This is a genomic window from Martinezella miluonensis (assembly GCF_900094545.1).
GTDB classification, from domain to species: domain Bacteria; phylum Pseudomonadota; class Alphaproteobacteria; order Rhizobiales; family Rhizobiaceae; genus Rhizobium; species Rhizobium miluonense.
Genome location: NZ_FMAH01000001.1, coordinates 90,578 through 111,805 on the forward strand (window position 1 = coordinate 90,578; position 21,228 = coordinate 111,805).

At 60.3% G+C, this 21,228-nt stretch carries 21 protein-coding genes and 1 tRNA gene; 8 read left to right on the forward strand and 14 right to left on the reverse strand.

Annotated features, from left to right (window positions below):
• Positions 1-435: 435 nt before the first annotated feature.
• Complete coding sequence (gene apaG, locus GA0061102_RS00440; RefSeq protein ID WP_092843006.1) at positions 436-828, forward strand: Co2+/Mg2+ efflux protein ApaG; 393 nt, start codon at positions 436-438, stop codon at positions 826-828.
• 6 nt (positions 829-834) lie between these two features.
• Here apaG and GA0061102_RS00445 read toward each other — a convergent pair whose 3' ends face one another.
• The 3 genes from GA0061102_RS00445 to GA0061102_RS00455 form a co-directional block, all read right to left on the reverse strand.
• Positions 835-1,824, reverse strand: a complete 990-nt coding sequence (locus GA0061102_RS00445) for an Hsp33 family molecular chaperone (RefSeq protein WP_092843008.1) — start codon at positions 1,822-1,824, stop codon at positions 835-837.
• Between the two features lie 48 nt (positions 1,825-1,872).
• Positions 1,873-2,790: an ornithine carbamoyltransferase gene (gene argF / locus GA0061102_RS00450; RefSeq protein WP_092843010.1), complete on the reverse strand. Its 918-nt coding sequence runs from the start codon at positions 2,788-2,790 to the stop codon at positions 1,873-1,875.
• A gap of 73 nt (positions 2,791-2,863) precedes the next feature.
• Complete coding sequence (locus GA0061102_RS00455; RefSeq protein WP_092843011.1) at positions 2,864-4,063, reverse strand: aspartate aminotransferase family protein; 1,200 nt, start codon at positions 4,061-4,063, stop codon at positions 2,864-2,866.
• A 425-nt stretch (positions 4,064-4,488) separates the two neighbouring features.
• Here GA0061102_RS00455 and GA0061102_RS00460 point away from each other — a divergent pair, with 425 nt between their 5' ends.
• The gene (locus tag GA0061102_RS00460) at positions 4,489-5,013 is read left to right on the forward strand and encodes a GcrA family cell cycle regulator (protein ID WP_092843013.1); all 525 of its coding nucleotides are present in this window, start codon (positions 4,489-4,491) and stop codon (positions 5,011-5,013) included.
• Positions 5,014-5,109: 96 nt separating this feature from the next.
• Here GA0061102_RS00460 and phoB read toward each other — a convergent pair whose 3' ends face one another.
• The 7 genes from phoB to phoR form a co-directional block, all read right to left on the reverse strand.
• Entirely contained in the window at positions 5,110-5,793 is a 684-nt protein-coding gene (gene phoB / locus GA0061102_RS00465; protein ID WP_092843014.1) for a phosphate regulon transcriptional regulator PhoB, read from the reverse strand.
• 31 nt (positions 5,794-5,824) lie between these two features.
• Positions 5,825-6,538, reverse strand: a complete 714-nt coding sequence (gene phoU / locus GA0061102_RS00470) for a phosphate signaling complex protein PhoU (protein ID WP_092843016.1) — start codon at positions 6,536-6,538, stop codon at positions 5,825-5,827.
• Between the two features lie 51 nt (positions 6,539-6,589).
• Positions 6,590-7,405: a phosphate ABC transporter ATP-binding protein PstB gene (gene pstB / locus GA0061102_RS00475; protein WP_092843018.1), complete on the reverse strand. Its 816-nt coding sequence runs from the start codon at positions 7,403-7,405 to the stop codon at positions 6,590-6,592.
• A 13-nt stretch (positions 7,406-7,418) separates the two neighbouring features.
• On the reverse strand, positions 7,419-8,753 hold the full coding sequence (pstA, locus tag GA0061102_RS00480) for a phosphate ABC transporter permease PstA (RefSeq protein ID WP_092843020.1): 1,335 nt from the start codon (positions 8,751-8,753) through the stop codon (positions 7,419-7,421).
• Positions 8,750-10,231 carry a phosphate ABC transporter permease subunit PstC gene (pstC, locus tag GA0061102_RS00485; RefSeq protein WP_092843022.1) on the reverse strand — a complete coding sequence of 494 codons (1,482 nt, stop codon included), beginning with the start codon at positions 10,229-10,231 and terminating at the stop codon, positions 8,750-8,752. The genes pstA and pstC overlap by 4 nt, the downstream gene beginning before the upstream one ends.
• 74 nt (positions 10,232-10,305) lie before the next feature.
• Positions 10,306-11,340, reverse strand: a complete 1,035-nt coding sequence (locus GA0061102_RS00490) for a substrate-binding domain-containing protein (protein WP_092843024.1) — start codon at positions 11,338-11,340, stop codon at positions 10,306-10,308.
• Positions 11,341-11,526: 186 nt separating this feature from the next.
• Complete coding sequence (gene phoR, locus GA0061102_RS00495) at positions 11,527-12,783, reverse strand: phosphate regulon sensor histidine kinase PhoR (RefSeq protein ID WP_208858592.1); 1,257 nt, start codon at positions 12,781-12,783, stop codon at positions 11,527-11,529.
• 247 nt (positions 12,784-13,030) lie between these two features.
• Here phoR and ppk2 point away from each other — a divergent pair, with 247 nt between their 5' ends.
• Complete coding sequence (gene ppk2, locus GA0061102_RS00500) at positions 13,031-13,912, forward strand: polyphosphate kinase 2 (RefSeq protein WP_092843028.1); 882 nt, start codon at positions 13,031-13,033, stop codon at positions 13,910-13,912.
• A 43-nt stretch (positions 13,913-13,955) separates the two neighbouring features.
• On the opposite strand, the gene GA0061102_RS00505 is transcribed toward ppk2, so the two are convergent.
• Positions 13,956-15,206, reverse strand: coding sequence for a hypothetical protein (locus tag GA0061102_RS00505; RefSeq protein WP_092843030.1), 1,251 nt, complete (start codon positions 15,204-15,206; stop codon positions 13,956-13,958).
• A gap of 316 nt (positions 15,207-15,522) precedes the next feature.
• Here GA0061102_RS00505 and GA0061102_RS00510 point away from each other — a divergent pair, with 316 nt between their 5' ends.
• The 3 genes from GA0061102_RS00510 to GA0061102_RS00525 all read left to right on the forward strand — a co-directional run bounded on the left by GA0061102_RS00510 (position 15,523) and on the right by GA0061102_RS00525 (position 17,526).
• Positions 15,523-16,482, forward strand: a complete 960-nt coding sequence (locus tag GA0061102_RS00510) for an NAD(P)H-dependent flavin oxidoreductase (protein ID WP_092843032.1) — start codon at positions 15,523-15,525, stop codon at positions 16,480-16,482.
• Between the two features lie 136 nt (positions 16,483-16,618).
• Positions 16,619-16,694 (forward strand) — tRNA-Thr (locus GA0061102_RS00515).
• A 508-nt stretch (positions 16,695-17,202) separates the two neighbouring features.
• On the forward strand, positions 17,203-17,526 hold the full coding sequence (locus GA0061102_RS00525; protein ID WP_092843036.1) for a GCG_CRPN prefix-to-repeats domain-containing protein: 324 nt from the start codon (positions 17,203-17,205) through the stop codon (positions 17,524-17,526).
• A 216-nt stretch (positions 17,527-17,742) separates the two neighbouring features.
• Here GA0061102_RS00525 and GA0061102_RS00530 read toward each other — a convergent pair whose 3' ends face one another.
• Entirely contained in the window at positions 17,743-18,348 is a 606-nt protein-coding gene (locus GA0061102_RS00530) for a class I SAM-dependent methyltransferase (RefSeq protein ID WP_092843038.1), read from the reverse strand.
• 276 nt (positions 18,349-18,624) lie between these two features.
• On the opposite strand from GA0061102_RS00530, the gene GA0061102_RS00535 reads away from it, so the two are divergent.
• The gene (locus tag GA0061102_RS00535; RefSeq protein ID WP_092843040.1) at positions 18,625-18,924 is read left to right on the forward strand and encodes a putative quinol monooxygenase; all 300 of its coding nucleotides are present in this window, start codon (positions 18,625-18,627) and stop codon (positions 18,922-18,924) included.
• A gap of 82 nt (positions 18,925-19,006) precedes the next feature.
• Here GA0061102_RS00535 and GA0061102_RS33260 read toward each other — a convergent pair whose 3' ends face one another.
• Both GA0061102_RS33260 and GA0061102_RS00545 read right to left on the reverse strand, forming a co-directional pair.
• The gene (locus GA0061102_RS33260; protein ID WP_208858593.1) at positions 19,007-19,390 is read right to left on the reverse strand and encodes a hypothetical protein; all 384 of its coding nucleotides are present in this window, start codon (positions 19,388-19,390) and stop codon (positions 19,007-19,009) included.
• A 199-nt stretch (positions 19,391-19,589) separates the two neighbouring features.
• The gene (locus GA0061102_RS00545; RefSeq protein ID WP_092843646.1) at positions 19,590-20,822 is read right to left on the reverse strand and encodes a LysR family transcriptional regulator; all 1,233 of its coding nucleotides are present in this window, start codon (positions 20,820-20,822) and stop codon (positions 19,590-19,592) included.
• Positions 20,823-20,905: 83 nt separating this feature from the next.
• Here GA0061102_RS00545 and GA0061102_RS32480 point away from each other — a divergent pair, with 83 nt between their 5' ends.
• Positions 20,906-21,217: a hypothetical protein gene (locus GA0061102_RS32480; protein ID WP_139115010.1), complete on the forward strand. Its 312-nt coding sequence runs from the start codon at positions 20,906-20,908 to the stop codon at positions 21,215-21,217.
• Positions 21,218-21,228 lie beyond the last annotated feature (11 nt).

Genomic DNA, 21,228 nt, shown 5'->3' on the forward strand with positions numbered 1-21,228 from the left:
ACCTCGCCGGCGGAACATAAGGCAAGATCAGGCATTATGCGAACTCAAGTTCTTGATCGGAGATCAGCAAATCCGAGCATAAAGTCAAAGTGAACCTGCAATTGTGGCAAGCCTATATATCTGCGGCGGCACCTGCTGCCGGGAATTGTGCTAGACAAGAGCAAATGACAAATGGAGCGAGATACTTTTGAAGCAAGCCGCTAACCTTCTTCATCGGTCTTAATAGCTGAAATTCAAAAGACTTCGCCGTTACGAGCTAGATTTCATTACGCCGTTCCTTGACGGAACGGATCGGTTATAGGATACCGCTAGATGTCCTGCGCTTTGCAGGGATCAGGGAAAGCGGATAATATGCCGCTAGCATTGGAAATGCTGAAACGTTCATGAGGCTTGAAGAAGCGTTCGACGATTCAGGGCAGTGGCAAGGTATGAGATATGTATCGCGCCTTAACACGCGACATAGAAGTGGTCGTGGAGCCGTTTTATCTGGAGGAGCAATCCGATCCGGACGACGATCGCTATGTATGGGGATACCGCATCGTCATCTCCAATCATTCCAAGATGGCCGTCAAGCTGGTGACGCGCTACTGGCACATTACCGACATGAACGGCATCGTGGATGAAGTGACAGGCCCTGGCGTGGTCGGCGAGCAGCCGCATCTGAAGCCTGGCGATACCTATGAATACTCCTCCGGCTGCCCGCTGGACACGCCGTCAGGCATGATGTTCGGCCATTATCAGATGGAGACGGATGACGGGGAGCAATTCCATGTCAAGATCCCCGCCTTCTCTCTCGATACGCCCAACCTGCTGCGCACTCTGAACTGAGCAGCATCAGGCCGCTTCTATTTCCGACACTTCGAAGCGATAGGTGGTCGAGCAGAACTCGCAGGTCACGGCGATTTCGCCATTCTCCTCGCTGGCTTCGATCTCCTCGGCCGAAAAGCCCTGCAATACGCCCTTCAGCTTGTCACGCGAGCACGAACAGCGATCGTAGACGGCCTTCGGCTCGTAGACGCGCACGCCGCGCTCGTGGAAGAGGCGGTATAGCAGCCGCTCAGTGCCGACAAGCGGATCGGTCAGTTCGTCTGCATCGATCGTCTCGACCAGGCTGCGCGCTTCCGCCCAGGCATCATCCTCGAGATGACGACGCGCGCCGTCATCCCCGTCGCCGCCATGCAGGTCCGGCTGCCGCATGCGTTCCGGCGCTTCCGGGAGGAACTGGGCGATCAAGCCCCCTGCCCGCCAGCGATGACGCGGCTTGCCATTCTCGTCGCGGTCGAAGAGTTCGGCAGCGCCCAGACGCACGCGCGTCGGGATCTGTTCCGACTGGCGGAAATAAGTGCCGGCAATCTCCTCGAGCGACGCGCCGTCGAGAGCAACAATGCCCTGATAGGGCTGGCTGAAACGGCCCTGGTCGATCGTGAAGGCGAGCACGCCCTTGCCGAGCAGCTGCTCCGGCTCCGTCCGGCCTTCCGCCACAGCCTTTGCCAGCGCCTCTTCATTGAAGCGGGCATAGGCGCGGACATTCTCCGGCGTCGAGAAATCGGCAACCAGAAGATCGACGGGACCATCGCCCTTAGTTTGCACGGTGAACTTGCCTTCGAACTTCAACGACGTGCCGAGAAGCACCGTCAGGACAACCGCTTCAGCCAGAAGACGCGCGACCGGCATCGGATAGTCGTGCCGGGCGAGGATGGCGTCCAGCAGCGGACCAAGCTGCACGGCACGGCCGCGCACGTCCAAACCCTCCACCTGGAAGGGGACCACGTGATCGTCACCGGCAAAATCGAACTGACCCAGCGATGCGGCATTTTCAGCCATTGCTTTACTCCTACTGCGCCCGCGCCCTTGAGACGCGGCTTCATATCCTCAGATCGCGCCCAGGCACCAAGCAAGAATCGACTTTTGCGCATGAAGGCGGTTTTCCGCCTCATCGAAAACAACGGATTGCGGACCATCGATCACTTCGTCCGTCACCTCCTCCCCGCGATGGGCGGGCAGGCAATGCATGAACAACGCGTCTTTGCCGGCCTGTGCCATCAAAGCCTTGTTGACCTGATAGGGCTGGAAGACGTTGTGACCGCGAGCCCGGTGTTCCTGATTCATGGAAACCCAGGTATCGGTTACCACGCAATCGGCGCCGGCGACCGCACGGTCTGCATCATGCGAGAGCAAGATTTCGGCGCCCTCGTTGCGGGCCCAGTTCAGATAGTGATCCTTTGGCTCGGAACCAAGGGGTACCGCCATGTTCATGCGATAACCGAAGCGCGCGGCACCTTCGATCAGCGAATGCAGCACGTTGTTGCCATCGCCGGTCCAGGCAATTGTCTTGCCCTTGACGGGGCCGCGATGCTCCTCGAAGGTCATGATGTCGGCCATGATCTGGCAGGGATGCGTATCGTCCGTCAGCGCATTGATGACCGGAACGGTCGCATGTTCCGCAAGCTCCAGCAGGCGCGAGTGATCTGTCGTGCGGATCATGATCGCGTCGACATAACGCGACAGCACCTTGGCGGTGTCGCCGATCGTCTCGGCCCGGCCGAGCTGCATTTCGGTGCCGGAGAGGAACAGCGTCTCGCCGCCCAGCTGACGCATGCCGACATCGAAGGAGACGCGGGTACGGGTGGACGGCTTCTCGAAAATCATCGCCAGCATCTTGCCGTCCAGCGGCTTGTCAGCCGCGCCCGCCTTCAGCGCCTTCTTTCGCACGATCGCATCGTCGATGATATTGCGCAGATCGGCAGCCGGAACAGCCGAGAGATCGAGGAAGTGTTTCGGAGAAGCCATGTCCTTACCTGTACTCCAGAAAAAACAATAACGCCCGCGTGGGGCAGGAACGCCCCGACTGCGGGCGGTAAACTTAAGCCGATTTCTTGGTGCGGGCAGCGCGCGCGCGTTCGGCCGCATGCTCGATGCGGGCGAGGCCCTCGCGTGCTTCCTCGGCGGTGACGACCAGCGGCGGCAGCAAGCGGATGACGTTGTCGCCTGCGGGCACACCCAGCAGATGCTCGGCTCGGATAGCCTGCAGCAGATCCGCCTGCGGAATGGCCGCCTTGATGCCAAGCATCAAGCCTTCGCCTCGTACATCCTCGATGATATCGGGGAAGCGGTCTTTCAGCGAGGCAAGGCCCTGGCGGAAGACCAGGGCGACATCGCGAACATGCTGCAGGAAGCCATCGGCAAGGACGATGTCGAGCACGGCATTGCCAACGGCCATGGCAAGCGGATTGCCGCCATAGGTCGAGCCGTGCGTACCGGCCTTCATGCCGGAGGCGGCCTCAGCCGTCGCAAGGCAGGCGCCGAGCGGGAATCCGCCGCCGATACCCTTGGCCACGGCCATGATGTCAGGCTTGATGCCGGCCCACTCGTAAGCGAAGAGCTTACCTGTGCGGCCGACACCGCACTGGACTTCGTCCAGGATCAGGAGCAGGCCGTGCTCGTCGCAGATCTGGCGCAGACCACGCAGGAATTCGTTGGTTGCCGGGCGAATACCGCCTTCGCCCTGCACCGGCTCGATCAGGATCGCAGCCGTCGCATCGGTAACGGCTGCACGAACGGCATCGAGATCACCGAATGGCACCTGATCGAAGCCCGGAGCCTTCGGGCCGAAGCCTTCGATATATTTTTCCTGGCCGCCGGCAGCGACTGTCGCGATGGTGCGGCCGTGGAAGGCGCCCTCGAAGGTGATGACGTGGAACTTCTCGGGATGGCCCTTGGCGAAATGATAGCGCCGCGCCGTCTTGATGGCGCATTCCAGCGCTTCGGCACCGGAGTTGGTAAAGAACACCTTGTCGGCGAACGTCACCTCCGTCAGTCGCTTCGACAGCTTCTCCTGACCGGGCACTTCATAGAGGTTGGATAAGTGCCAGACCTTGTCTGCCTGTGCCTTCAGTTCCGCCACGAGGTGGGGATGAGCGTGACCGAGCGAATTGACCGCCACGCCGGCTGCGAAATCGAGGTAACGTTCGCCACTTTCAGTGATCAGCCACACGCCCTCGCCTCGCTCGAACCGCAGCGGAGCACGCATGTAGGTATCATAAAGCGGCGCGGTCTCGGCCATGGCCATATCTCCTCGATCACAACTCTAAGGACCAATCGCTTCCGCTTGATGAAACGGGCCCGAAAAAATCAAAAATGCCGCCTTGCGGCGGCCTGGGCACTATTGATGTTTTGCACCGCGATGTCAACAAAACTGGCGATTTAGCAGGTGCGAGAAAGCGCTTGCGCATAAAAGGAATGCGTTGGGCGTTGCATATTGCAGAAATGCCACGTTGAGGCAGCAAGTTGGGGAAAACCTCGAAATCGATTCCTCAAGATTCCCGCGACTCTTGTCACGGAGTCAGCCTCACACTAGGTTAAAAACCAATTGCTAGACTGCATGCGGCGGAACTAGTCACCACAATTTTAAAGCGTTTCGCGCCTCGACCTAATGCGAGGCTATGGTGAAGGATTCTGCCATGGGAAACGCGACAGCGGAGACAGGGCATGAATTGGACAGACGAACGCGTCGAGAAGCTGAAAAAGCTATGGTCCGAAGGGTTGAGCGCCAGCCAGATCGCGGCGCAGCTGGGCGGCGTCAGCCGTAATGCCGTCATCGGCAAGGTGCATCGCCTGAACCTTCCCGGCCGAGCGAAGGCGGGTGGCACGACGACCGCCGCCCGCACGCCGAAGCGCGGCGCCACGGCGCCACGGGCTCCGACCTACGCCTCGCGCGTTGCAACCCGCACGGTTACCCGTCAGCAGGGCGCGACCATGCTGAAGGAAGAGATCGAGATCGATGCCGTCAGCGAGATTACCTATCGGCCGGCGAGCAATGTCGTCGTTCCGATTTCGCGCCGCCTCGGCCTGACCGAGCTGACGGAACGCACCTGCAAATGGCCTGTCGGCGACCCGCTGAAGGACGATTTCCATTTCTGCGGCAACGATAGCCCGGATTCGTCGCCCTACTGCACCTATCATCAGCGCATGGCCTACCAGCCGGTGCATGAACGCCGCCGCAACAACGGCTAAGCATCGGATCCCAGGCATCCAGACAAAGAAACGGGCCCATCAGGGCCCGTTTTCTGTTTCCGCCGCTATGTCGAGTGCCTGAGCGGGCATTGCCGCTCAAGCCTCCATGGAGTAGCCCGCGCCGCGAACGGTGCGGATGACATCCTGCATACTGGAAAAATTGAGCGCCTTGCGCAGGCGGCCGACATGAACGTCGACGGTTCGTTCGTCAACGTAGATATCATGCCCCCATACGCCGTCCAGCAGCTGTGAACGCGAGAAGACGCGACCCGGCGAGGACATCAGGAATTCCAGCAGGCGGAATTCCGTCGGCCCCAGCCGCACTTCGCGGCTCTTGCGATGGACGCGATGGGTCTCGCGATCCAGCTCGATATCGCCGCAGCGCAGCACCGTGGAGAGGACCTCCGGGCGGGCACGCCGCAGCATCGCCTTGACGCGGGCCATCAGCTCCGGCGTCGAGAACGGCTTGACGACATAATCGTCCGCGCCGGTGGAAAGGCCGCGCACGCGCTCGCTTTCCTCGCCGCGGGCCGTCAGCATGATGATCGGCAGGCGCTCCGTCTCCGGCCGCATACGCAGCCGGCGGCAGAGCTCGATGCCGGACACGCCGGGGAGCATCCAGTCGAGGATCAAAAGATCGGGGATGCGCTCCTGGAGACGCAGCTCGGCTTCATCGCCTCTGAGGATCGTGTCGACCTCGAAGCCTTCCGCCTCGAGATTGTAGCGCAGCAGAACGCTCAGCGCTTCCTCGTCTTCTACAACAGCAACTCTCGGAACCATGCGCCTGTGGTCTCCTTTCTTAGCTTCCAGATTATTCCGTCACCGCACCGACGGTGTTCGCAGTATCGTCCTTCGGACGCTCGCCTTCCGGCTGAGCGCCGGTCGCCATGTAATAGATCGTCTCGGCAATGTTGGTGGCATGGTCGCCGATGCGCTCGATGTTCTTGGCGCAGAAGAGAAGATGCGTGCAGGTGGTGATGTTGCGCGGATCTTCCATCATGTAGGTCAGCATCTCGCGGAAGAGCGAGGTGTACATGGCATCGATTTCCTCGTCGCGCTCGCGGATCGACACGGCCTTGTCGGGCGAACGGGTCGCGTAGACATCGAGAACCTCCTTGAGCTGGCTCAGCGCCAGTTCGGAGAGATGTTCGATGCCGCGGGCAAGCTTCCGCGGAACGCCGGTGCCCTGCACGGCGATGACGCGCTTGGCGGTGTTCTTGCCGAGGTCGCCGACGCGCTCCAGGTCGGAGGCGATGCGGATCGAGCCCATGATCTCGCGCAAGTCGGCCGCCATCGGCTGACGACGAGCGATGGTGACGATCGCCTTGTCGCCGACTTCGCGCTCGGCATGATCGAGGATGACGTCGTCGGAAATGACCTTCTGCGCAAGAGCAGTGTCGCTTTGGACCAGCGCGCGCACGCTGTCGCTGACCATCTGCTCGGCCAGACCGCCCATTTCCGCAATGCGGCGGGTCAGGAACTTCAGGTCTTCGTCATAGGCAGAGAGAATGTGAGTGGAGACCATTTTTCTATCCTCAAGGTGAATTGTGTGAAAGGAACCGCGCGCGCGGCATCATCAACCAAATCGGCCCATGATGTAATCCTGCGTGCGGAAGTCGTCGGGATTGGTGAACATCTTATCGGTGTCGTTCTCCTCAACCAGATGGCCGAGATGGAACATTGCGGTGCGTTGCGAGACGCGGGCTGCCTGCTGCATGGAATGCGTCACGATGACGATGGTGAAGTTTTCCCGCAGCTCATGGATGAGATCCTCGACCTTTGCGGTTGCGATCGGATCGAGCGCCGAGCAGGGCTCATCCATCAGAATGACCTCCGGGCTGACGGCAACGGCACGGGCGATGCATAGGCGCTGCTGCTGCCCGCCGGACAGGCTGGTGCCGGCATCGTGCAGCCGGTCCTTCACCTCGCCCCACAGACCGGCCTTCTGCAGGCTGGTCTCGACGATATGCTCGAGATCGGCCTTCGAACGATGCAGGCCGTGAATGCGCGGGCCGTAGGCGACGTTTTCGTAAATCGACTTCGGAAACGGATTGGGCTTCTGGAAGACCATGCCGACCCGTGCACGCAGCTCCACCACGTCGATACTGTTGTCATAGACATCCTGATCGTCGAGCGTGATCTTGCCGGTAACGCGGCAGGTCTCGATCGTATCGTTCATGCGGTTGAGGCAACGCAGGAAGGTGGACTTGCCGCAGCCGGACGGGCCGATCAGCGCCGTAACCGTGTTGGCGCGGATATTCAGATTGACGTCGAAAAGCGCGCGCTTTTCGCCATAGAAGACCGAAACGTCCTGGCCGATCATCTTGTAGGGGATCGTCATCATCTTCTTGGCCAATGCTCTTTCACTTCCAGCTTCCGTCATCATGTTCATCTTAGCCCCTCCCTTACCAGCGCCGCTCGAACCGGCGGCGCAGCAGGATCGCGCCGATATTCATCGCGACGAGGAAGAAGAGCAGGACGATGATGGCCCCTGAGGTTCTTTCGACGAAAGCCCGCTCGGCTTCGCTCGCCCACATGTAGATCTGAACCGGCAGCGCCGTCGAAGGATCGAGCGGTGATGTCGGATAGTTGGCGACGAAGGCGACCATGCCGATCAGAAGCAGCGGCGCGGTCTCGCCGAGCGCATGTGCCAGCCCAAGGATCGTGCCCGTCAGGATGCCGGGCATTGCGAGCGGCAGCACATGGTGGAAGACCATCTGCATGCGCGATGCACCGAGGCCGAGTGCTGCGCTGCGGATCGAGGGCGGCACGGCCCGCAGCGCGGAACGCGTGGCGATGATGATCATCGGCAGCGTCATCAGGCTGAGCACCAGCCCGCCCACCAGCGAGGCAGAGCGCGGCAGCCCCATGGTGTTGATGAAGACCGAAAGCCCGAGCAGGCCATAAACGATCGAGGGCACGGCGGCGAGGTTGTTGATGTTGACTTCGATCAGATCGGTCAGCCGGTTCTTCGGTGCGAACTCCTCGAGATAAATCGAGGCGGCGACACCGACAGGCAAGGCAAGCACGAGCACGGTCAGCATCAGATAGAGCGAGCCGATGAGCGCGACGCCGAGACCTGCGGCCTCCGGCCGGCTCGAATTGCCCGACAGGAAGAGGCCGCTGTTGAAACTCTTATACAGAGCGCCGCTTTCGCTCAGCTGCTTCATCCAAGCGACCTGGCGATCGGATACCTTACGGTCCTTCTCCTCAACGGTCAGATCGATCTGCCCCTTGTTGGCGGAGTCGATGTTGGCGCTGGCGAGGAAGGTGACATTCTGGGTCGTGCCTATGATCGCAGGGTTTGCCACCACCTTGTCGCGAAGCACGATCCTGGCGCTGTCCGACACCATCGAGGTCGCTTCGCGGACGAGCGCGCGATTGGCAGGATCGATGCCCAGCACCTTCACCAGCGTGTCGCGCACGAGGACGGGATAATTGGCTGATATCAGCACCTTGGAATCGCCGGCGCGCTTGCCCGTGGGGTCGATAAGCTTCTCGCTGAATTCGATCGGCAGCGTGATCGAGGTCTGCACGAAGGCGGTATAGCCGTTGCGGACGACCGTCGAGACCAGAATGACGAGGAAGACCAGGCCGAAAATCACGGCGGTCATGCCATAGGCGCGAAAGCGTCGCTCGGCGGCATAGCGCCGCTTGATGCCAATATCGCGTCGCGCCGGAGCGCCTGGCGTGAGCCCGCGCGGGATGTTCTGTGACGGGGAGGATACGACATCGCTCATTCGTATTGCTCCCTGTAGCGGCGGACGATGTAGAGGGCATAGACGTTCAGGCAGAGCGTCAGGCAGAACAGCGTGATGCCGAGCGCAAAGGCGACCAGCGTCTGAGGCGAGGTGAATTCCAGGTCGCCGGTCAGCTGGTTGACGATCTTTACCGTTACCGTCGTCATCGGCTCGAAGGGATCGAACTGCATGCGCGCCGCGACACCGGCCGCCAAGACGACGATCATCGTTTCTCCGACCGCCCGCGAGGCGGTCATCAGCAGCGCACCGACGATACCCGGGAGCGCGGCTGGCAGGAGGACGCGCTTGACCGTTTCCGAGCGGGTGGCGCCAAGGCCGAGCGAGCCGTCCCGCAGCGAGCGTGGCACCGCCATGATGATATCGTCCGACAGCGAAGAAACGTAAGGGATGAGCATCACGCCCATAACGAAGCCGGCGGTCAGAACGCTCTGCGCTTCGATGAAGCTCGTATAGCTTCCGGTCATCAGGCCATTGATCTCGGCCGACATGTCCCTGAGGAAAGGTCCGACCGTGACGAGGGCGAAGAAGCCGTAAACAATCGTCGGAATGCCGGCCAGCACCTCAAGCATCGGCTTGGCGATGGATCGCACGCGAGCCGAGGCGTATTCCGCCATGTAGATGGCGGCGAACAATCCGATGGGCACGGCAAAGAGCATCGCGACTAGGCCGATATAGATCGTTCCCGCCAGCAGCGGGATCAATCCGAAGGTACCAGATGTCTGCGAGCCGGCGCCGGTAAAGCGCGGATCCCAGACCGTGCCGAAGAAGAATTCCTTGGCGGGCACCATGCCGAAGAAGCGCGCCGCTTCCGACAGCATCGAGATAACGATCCCGACCGTCGTCAGCACGGCGATGGAGGACGCGACGATCAAAGCCCCGAGAATGACCTGTTCAACGCGATTGCGGGCGCGAAAACGCAGCGCGATGGCCCGCAAGCCGTAAACGGCGCAGAGCAGCGACAACAGGATCGCCGATATGGTCATGACGATCCGGCTGATCTCGCGCATGCTGTTATACTTGTTGGCGGCATCGATCATGTAGCCGGTCGGGCGAATTGCGAGCGGCACGCCCTTCTGCGCCAGCAGCAATTGCAGATCAGCCCTGCCGCCGGCGACTTCAGCTAGCTCCTGACCATTGAGAAGGCGCATGCCATGGGCGATGCTACGCACCATGCCGTAGCTAAGGTTGAGCTCGGCCCGCGGAAGCGCTTTCACTTCCTCCGGAAAGGACTTGACCACCAGGCCGTCGATCACCTCCGGGCTGGCAATCGACCAGACGCAAACGAGCGCCAGGGCCGGAAGCACGGCCCATATGGCGGCATAGGCGCCGTGATAGCCGAGCCGGGAATGCATCGACGAAGACCTGCCGCCCGACAGCGCAGCAGCCCTCACCCGCCCAAGCACGAAGGCAAAGGCGCCGATGACCGACACGCATAACAGCAATAGCGACACACTCATTCCAATTCCCCGGCCCATTCCTCGGCCAACGTCGTCGCGGTCGAATGCCGCACCGACGCACAGTCCCTACGCACTCACATGATCTTTCCGTCCGCAAAATCCTTGCGGATCTGGTCGCGCTCAGCATCCGGCGCCGGCACGAGGCCATATTCCGCCAACGGGCTATCCGGCCCGATCATCTGATCGCTGGTGAAGAAATCGACATATTCCTTAAGTCCAGGAATGACGCCCAGATGCGCCTTCTTGACGTAGAAGAACAGCGGCCGCGATACCGGATAGGTGCCGTCGGCGATCGTCTGGCCCGACGGCACGATGCCACTCACGGTGGCGACCTTCAGTTTGTCGGCGTTGTTCTGGTAGAAATACAGGCCGAAAACGCCGATGCCGTGCTTGTTGGCATTGATGCGCGCCAGCGTCTCGGGATAGTCGCCGTCGATGTCGACAGCCAGGCCATCCTTGCGCACGGCAATGCACTTCTTCGCCTGCTGGTCGGCATCCTTGACCGTGGCCTTGATGACGTCGAGCGCGCCGGACGCCTTGCAGCCGGCAGCAAGCACCCGCTCTTCGAAGACCTCGCGCGTGCCGTGCTTCTCGCCTGGAATATAGGCTGATATCTCGAAAGCCGGCAGCGACGGGTTGATTTCGGACCATTTCTTGTAAGGATTGGCAACCAGCTTGCCGTCGACGACGACCTCGGCGGCGAGCGCCTTGTAGAGATCGGCGGGCACGAACTTGATGTCCGGATTGCTCTTGTCGAAGGCAAAGACGATGCCGTCATAGCCGATCTTGACCTGCTGGATGTCGGCAACACCGGCCGCCTTGCATGCGCCGATTTCGCTGTCCTTGATCGGACGCGACGCATTGGCGATATCGATGGAATCGGTGCCGACGCCCTTGCAGAATTCCTTGAGGCCGGCACCGGAGCCGCCGGATTCGACGATGGGCGTCTTGAAGTTGGTGTGGGTCTCGCCGAAATTTTCGGCAACGATCTTGGCATAGGGGAATACGGTGGAAGAACCGGAAATCTGAATCTGGTCGCGGGCGACGGCGGCGCCTGCGAAAGCAGCCGATGCGACCAGCGCGAGAATAGACAATTTCAACGCGTTCATGATGAATCCTCCCTGACGGGCTTAAGGAGCACGACGGCGGACAGCACATCCGCCAGTTTCAGCGCTTCTTTCTTACCGGCCAAAGCACCGTCCTTTTATGTCAGGCGAGTGAAACAATTATGACAGGCCATCTATTTGAAATTGATGCGATAAATCTCGCATAAAACAGCCGGTTCACAGAGGTTTTCAGAAGCGTACGGTAAAGTCCGTCCCCTTGCCGACTTCCGACTTGACGATCAACCTGGCGCGGTGGCGGGTAAGGATATGCTTGACGATGGCAAGCCCGAGGCCAGTGCCCTTCTTGGAACGGCTGTCCTCAACGTTAACGCGATAAAAGCGCTCTGTCAGGCGTGGCACATGCTCTGCCGGTATCCCCGGTCCCTTGTCGGAAATGACGACCGCGACCGCCTGGTCCGGCTCGTTCAGCAACGAAACCTCGACCGATTTTCCTTCCTGACCATACTTGCAGGCGTTCTCGATCAGATTTTCGAAAACCTGCACCAGCTCGTCGCGGTCGCCCAGCACCTCCGCCTTGCCGGCCGGGACATGCAGGTTGATCGTCACATCGAGATCGCCGGCAAGCGGCAGGAGCGAATCCCGCACATGGCCAAGCAGCGGCACCAGATCGACCTTCTGATCCGGAGCGATATGCGACTTCGACTCCAGTCGGGACAGCGACAGCAGATCGTCGACCAGACGGCTCATCCGCGTCGTCTGATCGAACATGATGCCAAGGAAGCGCTGCTGCGCCTTCGGGTCAGACTTGGCAGGCCCCTGGATGGTTTCGATGAAGCCGCGCAGGGAGGCCAGTGGCGTGCGCAGCTCATGGCTGGCATTGGCGACGAAGTCGGAGCGCATGCGATCGATATGGCGCAGTTCCGATATGTCACGGAACGACAGCAGGAAGAAGGTTCCCGCCTCCACCTCGGCTTGCTGCAGATCGATCGGCGCGATGCGCACGATATAGACGCGCTCGGACGGCAGCCGCTCGGAGTGCTCGATCTGGTTCGGGCTATTGGTCGCCATGGTCTCGCGGACCATGTCGAGCAGGCCCGGAGAGCGCAGCTTGGAAGAGATGTGCGCGCCGATCGGAAAGGCGCCGAAGGCCTTTTCAGCCGCGGCATTCTGCATCAGCACCGAGGCCTCGCGGTCGATGATCAGCACCGGTATGTCGAGTGCCGAAAGGCCCGCGAAAGCGGTCCGCAGCAAAGCCTCCGGATCAACAGACGCGGGCGCGGTCTGCGATGACACGACGACCCGCTCCACCAGCGGAGGCCGGATCAGCGCAACGATGAACGTGATGGCCCAGATCCAGAACACGATGCCGGTGTGGATGCCTTCTATGAGCGCAAGCGCGGCGATCAGCGTCGCCAAAATCAGGATGGCGCTCTCCTGTCGTAGCCGCCCCGCCAACTTCCTGACAAATGACCACTCGTCTTCCAACTGCGCCCGTCCCTTCGCCTGCCATCATGGAATGCTGGATCCCGCCTCTTATCTGCGATTCATGACAGAAGTATTCGGCTGTATCCACAGAAGGCGATAACTGACAACAATAAATGTAGCCGGCAAAAGAGGAAGATCGCAAAGGGGTTGAAACCATTGGATAAAAGGGCCAGTTTGCCTGCGGAGCTTTTTGCCGCGATCCCGCGGCAGGATTAGCAAAGCGTAAACAACCGAGGAGCCGGGATATATGGGAGAGGAAGCGAAAAGCCGCACGGTGGAATTGGATATCGGCGGTACCAAGCGCATATTCGATGTCGACGATCCCGTACTGCCAAGCTGGATCGACGATGAGGCGCTGACTTCCGGCAACTATCCCTACAAGAAGAAGCTCAAGGACGAAGAGTATCTCGACGAGCTGAAGACGCTGCAGATCGAGCTCATCAAGGTGCAGTTCTGGCTGCAGGCGACCGGCAGGCGGGTGATGGCCCTGTTCGAAGGGCGCGATGCCGCCGGCAAGGGCGGCTCGATCGCCGCGACATCGGCCCACATGAACCCTCGCCTGGCGCGCGTCGTGGCGCTGACCAAGCCGACGGATCGCGAGGCCGGTCAATGGTACTTCCAGCGTTATGTCGCAGAGTTCCCGACCGCCGGCGAATTCGTGCTGTTCGACCGCTCATGGTACAACCGCGCCGGTGTCGAGCCGATCATGGGCTTCTGCACACCGAAACAGTACGAGCAATTCCTGAAGCAGGCGCCGCAGATGGAAAAGCTCATCGTCCACGACGGCATCCACTTCTTCAAATTCTATCTCGATATCGGCCGGGAGATGCAGCTGAAGCGTTTCCACGACCGGTGCCACGATCCGCGCGCCGTCTGGAAACTTTCCTCCATGGATATCGCCGCGCTTCCGAAATGGAAGGAATACAGCGAAAAGCGCGATCGCATGCTGAAGGACACGCATACCGATCACGCGCCGTGGACCGTCGTGCGCGCCAACGACAAGCGGCGCGCGCGCCTGAACCTTATCCGCCACATCCTGCTGACGCTCGATTATGACGGCAAGGACAAGAAGGCGATTGGCGAGATCGACGACAAGATCCTCGGCACCGGGTCGTCCGTTCTCAAATAGCTGATGGCTCTCAAGCAACTGACGGCTGGCGCGCAGCCCGGACTTATTGTCCGGGCAAAACGCGGATAGCGTAGACGTTGATGCCGCGCGCCTTGCCGTCGACATCGCTGTTGATGATCAGTCGGCCAGAGCTCGTCGGCGCCATTGCGCGATCATAGTGAACCTGAAACAGCGCATCCGTCTTCTGGCGGCTGACCGTGAAGCGATGACGCCCGCAGCGGCCGAGCGAACCGAAATCGCATTCCACCGTGATCTGCGTCGGCGCATCAGACGTGGACTGCAAGGTGAGCGCGATCGTCGAAGGTTTGCCAGCCATCTGCTGCAGCACGCTGGTCGGCACCTCGACAGTGGCGTTGCCGTCGGAACCGCTGCTGAGAGAGGTAATCCGCACGGCCGCCCCCTCATTCTCCGAAACATTTTCAGCCTTCGCCTGCGCCGAGGAGCCAACCTTCGATGCTTCCGTGGGCTTCAGGACTTCGATCCACTCTGCGGAGAAGCTGTTCTGCGGGTCTATGGTCGCGAGCCCCGGATTAACCGGACCGCTGTTGTCGTCATACTCGGCGTTGTCGTCTTCGCTATTGTTGCCGCTGAAATCCTGCGAATCGACATGCGCCGGCGGATTGCGGACGCTCGTATCCCGCTGAGCCGCCGACATGAAGACACCCGAGGTCTTGATCCACCAGCCGCCGACACCGAGAAAGGCCAGCAGGATGCAGAACACCAGCAGCCGCGAGAAGAACTTCCGCGGCTTGCGGCGAACCGCGGCGCGCTCCGGCTTGAAATTCATCGGCCGCGCGGCTGTCGGCGCTCCCGCCGTCGCCCGCACCTCGCTGTCGATGCCGAGATGATCGGCGGGGCCGGCTCGCATATCCCCGAAATCGGACTGCGGCCCTGCAGCCTCTACCGACTCGCTTTCGACCGGAACGGGGTCGCGGGCGACAGGCGGCGCGGTCTCACGGGTTTCGCCGCGCACGCTCATGACCGGCTCCGTCCGCAGCACAGGCCGTCCGGCCTCTGGGCGCGTTGCGGCGGGGGAAACATGCGGGGCGCCGAGATCCGGCGAGGTAGGTATCTCTTGCGCGGGGCGCGCGCGCTGCTCGGCCTCGATCTCCCTTATCGTCGCTTCCAGCCGCTGACGCTGGGAGGAAATGACGTTGACATCGGTAATGTCCTGCTTGCGGAGACCGGCTTCCAATGCCTGTCGTGCCGATTGATAGATACGAGCCCGGATTTCCGGATTGGCGCGATCGGACCGATCCAACGCGCTTCTGATAGCCGTTTCTAATCCGCTCACATCAGGTCCTTTACTCTTACTCGCAACATACGCGCATACTCTGCTGGCAAGACGGCCTTGGTCTTTAGCATTCGTTAACCGGATTCGGTAGCGCCCCGCTTGTCAATACGCAAGCCTTCGACAAGGACGGCGAGCACTCCGGCGGGGATAAATGCCAAAGGCGACACTTTTGCGATGGCTCAAGGGCGGTCCGACTTGAGCCGGATACTCCTTGAAATCGCCCTGGAAAGCTGCCCGGCAGCTCGCCACTTCCCCTCGCAACGAACATCTGCTATCCATTTTGACGTTTTCGTAAACGTCAAAATGGATGATGTTCATGGCCCTTCCCTCCATCCTGACCGAGCGCCTGCGCCTGCCGATCGTGGCTTCGCCGCTCTTCATCGTCTCCCATCCGGCGCTGACGCTGGCGCAATGCAAGGCAGGCGTGGTCGGCTCCTTCCCGGCCCTGAACGCGCGCCCGGAAAGCCAGCTCGACGAATGGCTTGGCATGATCACCGAGGACCTCGCCGCATATGATGCCGCAAATCCGGATCGTCCGGCGGCTCCATTTGCGGTCAATCAGATCGTCCATACGTCAAACAAGCGCCTGGAGCATGATCTGATGCTCTGCGTGAAATACAAGGTGCCGATCGTCATTTCCTCGCTCGGTGCCGTGCCCGAGGTGAATGCGGCCGTACATTCCTATGGCGGCATAGTGCTGCATGATATTATCAACAATCGCCATGCCAATTCGGCGATCCGCAAGGGCGCGGATGGGCTGATCGCCGTGGCGGCAGGCGCCGGCGGCCATGCCGGCCGTCTCTCGCCCTTCGCGCTGGTCCAGGAAATCCGCGAATGGTTCGACGGGCCGCTGCTGCTGGCAGGCGCGATCGCCACCGGCGGTGCCGTATTGGCGGCTCAGGCCGCGGGCGCTGATCTCGCCTATATCGGCTCGCCCTTCATCGCGACGGAGGAGGCCCGCGCCATTGATGGCTACAAGCAGGCAATCGTCGAGGGAAGCGCCGCCGATATCGTTTATTCCAACTATTTCACCGGCGTGCACGGCAATTATCTGAAATCCTCCATCCTTGCGGCCGGCCTCGATCCCGACAATCTGCCCGAAGCCGACCCCTCCAAGATGGACTTCGAAGCCGCCACAACCGGCGTCAAGGCCTGGAAGGATATATGGGGCTCCGGCCAGGGCATCGGCGCCGTGAAGGCCATCCAGCCCGTCGCCAAGCTTATCGACAGGCTCGAGGCGGAATACCGTCAGGCGCGGGCGCGGCTCGCCCTTTGAGCATGAGGAAGCGGGCTTGTTTTTCACAAGCCCATTCGCTTTTTTGCCAAATGGCAATTTGAGCGCTTGAAATCTGGTCGCATAGAATGTATCAGCGCCATGCAAATCGCGGGGCCGAACCGAATGCCCCTTGAATGCCGCTTTAGCTCAGTCGGTAGAGCACATCATTCGTAATGATGGGGTCACGTGTTCGAGTCACGTAAGCGGCACCACTTTTCTTTGCAAGGCAACTGAAAAGAAACCAAATTAGCCTCCCCTAATGGTTCCTACCCACCTCTTAATCCACCTTTGTTAATTCGGTGCAGGCCGAAAAATGATTTCCGTCACTTTCTAAAATCCGCTCTCGGATCACCGCATCGCCATGTTGACCACTACAGCTCTAGCCGCGACGATGCGCCTTTCGACAATCGTGAGCCAATCGAGAGAAGAATTCATCAGCCGCATGGGTGGTTTTCGCATTGGCGAGCGCCAGCAAGAATTTGCGGTCCGCGTTCACGAGACTAGCGATCCGGAACGCATCCAGCGTCGGCTGTCTGAGCTGAAGCGGATCAGTTTCGACTTTGATGACGGCAGGTCCGAATAAAACAAGAGAGTTTTGTCGGGTTGACGTTGGCCTTTAGGCCCAATGACGCGACCGCCCCAAAATCATCAATTTTGGTTCAGCTGACGTTCAGGCGGCACGGGATCTAATGCAATTTAAGGGGCTGGATGGAGCGCGAAATGAATCGAATCCTGATCACATCAACGCTGCTTGCCGGATGCTTTCTCGGCGGTACAGCGAATGCGATGCCGGCGCTTGAGGCCGGCATGGCGGCAACCGAACAGAAGCCTGTCCTCGTCGACTATGCCTGCGGTCCCGGCTGGCACCTGACGCAATGGGGCCATTGTCGCCGGAACTATTGGCAACCGGCGCCCAGGTATGTCTATCCCCGCGGCTACAATGGCTGGTACGGCCCTCCCGGCTGGCGCGACCGCGGCCCTCCGCCCGGCTGGCGGCATCGTCATCATCATGAAAACGACGACGACCAGGGCGACGACGACTGACGGAGGCTTTCGGCGGCGGCCCGTCTTTTTGACATTCGTTCCTCTCAGCGTCGCCGAGAAACGGTCTTGTGACCGGAGCCCAAAGAAATAGCCAAGCAGCCTTACGCGCCTTTGCCACGAAATGGCATTACATCAACAACGAACTCGACTGCGTTTCAGGTTGCTTGGCTTGCCGCCCGACAATTGACGTTTCGCAGTCCCCCGGATGAGGTGCATTCAGAGCCGCTTCAGGGAAAACGAGAAATGCCCGTGGGATTCCATGGTGAGGTATTCGAATTGCCAGCGGAAATCCTTGCAGAATTTCGTGCAGGCCTCGACGACGCCGTAGGGGACGGCATCAACCACGTTGCCACTGCAGAAATCATGGCCGGCGATGCGCCCCTGCGGCCTTACCTTGCTGTTGCTGATCACCAACTCTTCCCAGGTCGTCTCGAAACTATGGTTGGTATCGATATAGACCCAGTCGAAAAAGCTGTTGGGAAATTCTGCCAGCCTGACGGTTGAATAGCCCTGCACGATCCGCAGGCGATCATTTTCCAATGCGCCTCGGTATTTCGTCTTTATCTGCTGCAGGCCGTCCTGATAACGGGGTGTGTCCCAGGCGTCGATCAGGTAAAGTTCGCGTGGCGCATTCTTTTCGAGGATCTCGCCGGTGAAATCGCCGAAAGCCGCGCCGATCTCCGCGCCGACGCCACCCTGTGGCAAACGATAAAGAAGCTCGCCGCGATCCGGCAGCAAACGGGCATTTTCCGTGTGCTGCAGGCTGAGCTGCGTGTGCGGCATCGCGCTCTTGTACTGAAATCTCCAGTCGCGGGTATTCATGTGCGGCGGATACCTTCGATGTTGAGCGGCCCGAGCCGCGCCGATGACCCGCTTTAGACGCGGTGGACGCCTGAATTCTTGGCATCCATGGCTTGCCTCAGGCATTCGAGCCGATATGCATTCGCCACGCTTCATGCGCTTGCTTGGCCATCGACGACTTCATCTGTGATGCCCGTTTAGATATCGCCATTCTGTGATAGTGATCGACACCTGCCGCGGATTCGGCGGCATCGGCTATTTTTCACCCCTATTACTTATGGTTCCAAGGATATCGTCATGATCCACGTTCTCGCCATTCTTACCGCGCTGCCCGGCAAGCGGGTCGAAGTGCTCGAAGCTTTTCAGGCCAACGTTCCCGCCGTTCACGCCGAAGACGGCTGCATCGAATACACTGCTGTCGTGGATGTCGAAGGAGCCGATCCGGCGTTCGGACCCGACACATTCGTCGTGGTCGAGAAGTGGGCAAGCATGGACGCGTTCAAGGCCCATGCGGCTTCGGCGCATATGGCAGCCTATGGCGAGAAGGTGAAGCATCTGATGGCCGAGCGCGCCGTTCACGTGCTGAACCCGGCATAAGCCTGTCACCGCCCGGCAGGCCAGACGGGAACATCCTCAGAGAGCGGCGCCATCTGGCGCCGTTTTGCTATCGGCATGGTTGTCAGTTGTGCGAGAAATGCGGCTCGCCATGATACCGCCAGTATCCGTGGCCGCCGTGCCACCCGCCATGATAGTATCCCCGATCACCGTCCCAGCCATGATGATGGTGGTGGTGAAATCCGCCGAAGCCGCCAAACCAGCCGAACGAGTAAAATGGCTGATAGCCGCCATAATAGGGCTCGTCATAGCCATAATAGGGCCGGTAGTAATTGGGATAAGGGCTGTAATAGGGACGATAGTAGTAGCGATGATAATAGTAGTGCCGATAGACCATCATGTGGTGATCGTGGTGATGCCAATGATGGTAGTGACGACGCGCTTCAGCATGGGTTGCAGGCAGCGCGAGCATGCCTAGCGCTACGAGCGCTGTTGCCAGAATTTTCATTTCCAGCCTCCTTGAATGCCGGACGCAAACGCGACTCGGATCATTCGTGTCGTCCGGACCATGAGATAAACGCAATTGCACCCTCGAAAGTTCCGCTAACCGCTGCACCGCAAGCGTTTTCGCGGCTTGCCCGTATCGCCCGCCACGCCAGGAAACACCGTTAGATCAGCAAGTGCGCCTCGGCCGAGGCTTGCGACCATTAATTGATCACGCGGGACGACATGTGTTTTCGCGGAGCGTCCATCTCTCCCACCAATTCGCGAACCGCCTGCTGGATCAGCCGACAAGCTTCGACCGAGGCTTTGCGACCATTATGGGCGAGATGGTAGGACAATGGCAGGACCTCATCCGGATCGACGATCCTCACCTTGTCGGCGATCGGCAAGGCGCTGACGCGGCCGAGAAACGAGACGTAGCCATGATTGGCCACCAGGTCGACGATGACAGGCAGGGAATCCGCCGAGGTGATGTCGCGGCCGCGAAACCGGCGCCGATCATGGCTATCATAGCCGAAGGCAGTCGCCGCGTTGCCGATGCCTGTGCGCGGGCTCGGCACGCAGAGCGGATGATTTTCCACCAGCGCGGCGAGCGTCTGCTCCGTGCTGTCAGGTGGCGCGATCGCCACCATGTCGGTCGCCACCAGCTCCATATGCTCGAAAGCGTCGAGGCCGAACACGGAATCGACGATGGCAACGTCGATACGACCGGAGCGGAGCGCCTCGCGCAGATCATCGGCAGTCATCAGCATCAGCGACAGCATGTTGCGGTTGCCGCCGATGTTCCATCGCGACACGAGGCTTGCAAGCGAGCGGGCGACCCAGCTTTCAGCGCCCGTCGGAATGATAGAGCCGATGCGCACGGCGCGGGCGGTGCGTTGAAAGCGCTCGTCCGCTGCCGCCCTCATCTCGTCCCATGCCTGTGCGATGCTGGCCAGAATGGCGTGAACCTCCTGCCCGGCCTCGGTCAGTACGGAACCTTGCGCCTGCCGAGCGAACAGGCGGAAGCCGAACAGCTCCTCCAGATTGGCGATCTGCAAGGAGAGCTGCGGCTGTCCCAACCGCAGGCGACGGGCGGCACGATTGATACTGCCTTGATCGGCCACTTCGAGGAAGCGCTCGATGGTGGCGATCTTCAGCGACAGGCGTGCCGCCCATTGAGCATAATCATCGGCCGCGGGCGGATCCTTCATCAGGGTCGAAAGCTCGCGAATGCCGGCGAGAACGGGCTGCAGCCCCTTCTGGACCTTCGAGCTGGCGAGCAGCGTCGCCAGCTCTCCGGATGCGCGCTCGACGAGCTTCATCGCCAGTTCCGTTTCCAGGCGGCGCAGCGCGCTGGAGACCGTCGAAGCCGAAAAGGAGAGCCTGCGAGCAGTCTCCCTTACCGAGCCGATGGAGAACACCATGTCCGCTATGAACAATGCCCCGAGATACAAGCCCTTTTTCCCTTCCAAGCCAAGCATGCGCCGCCTTTCCGTCACGGCGGCACCAATTGATATCCCGACGATATGATGTGTTCTTGAAAAAAGATATCCCTAAGCGGAAGAGCGATGGCTATCGTTTCCTTGTCGCCTTACCGATCCAGCCGCAAAATGAGATCGGAACAGCGCCAAACGGGTCAGGGGAACAAAAACAAACGCACTTGCCCCCGAAAAAAGAAATCCAATTTCGCGCGAATGTCGAGTACGCTCGGCATAATCGCGCGACTGCAACGGGAATCCGGAGCATCATCGACTTTTCCGCGATGAGCGCCACGTGCCCGAAACAGCCACGAATTCGCCAGTGGGCAGCCGGCCCGCTCGAAGCCTGCTTGTCCGAACTGCGGCCTTGAGGCGCATGGGC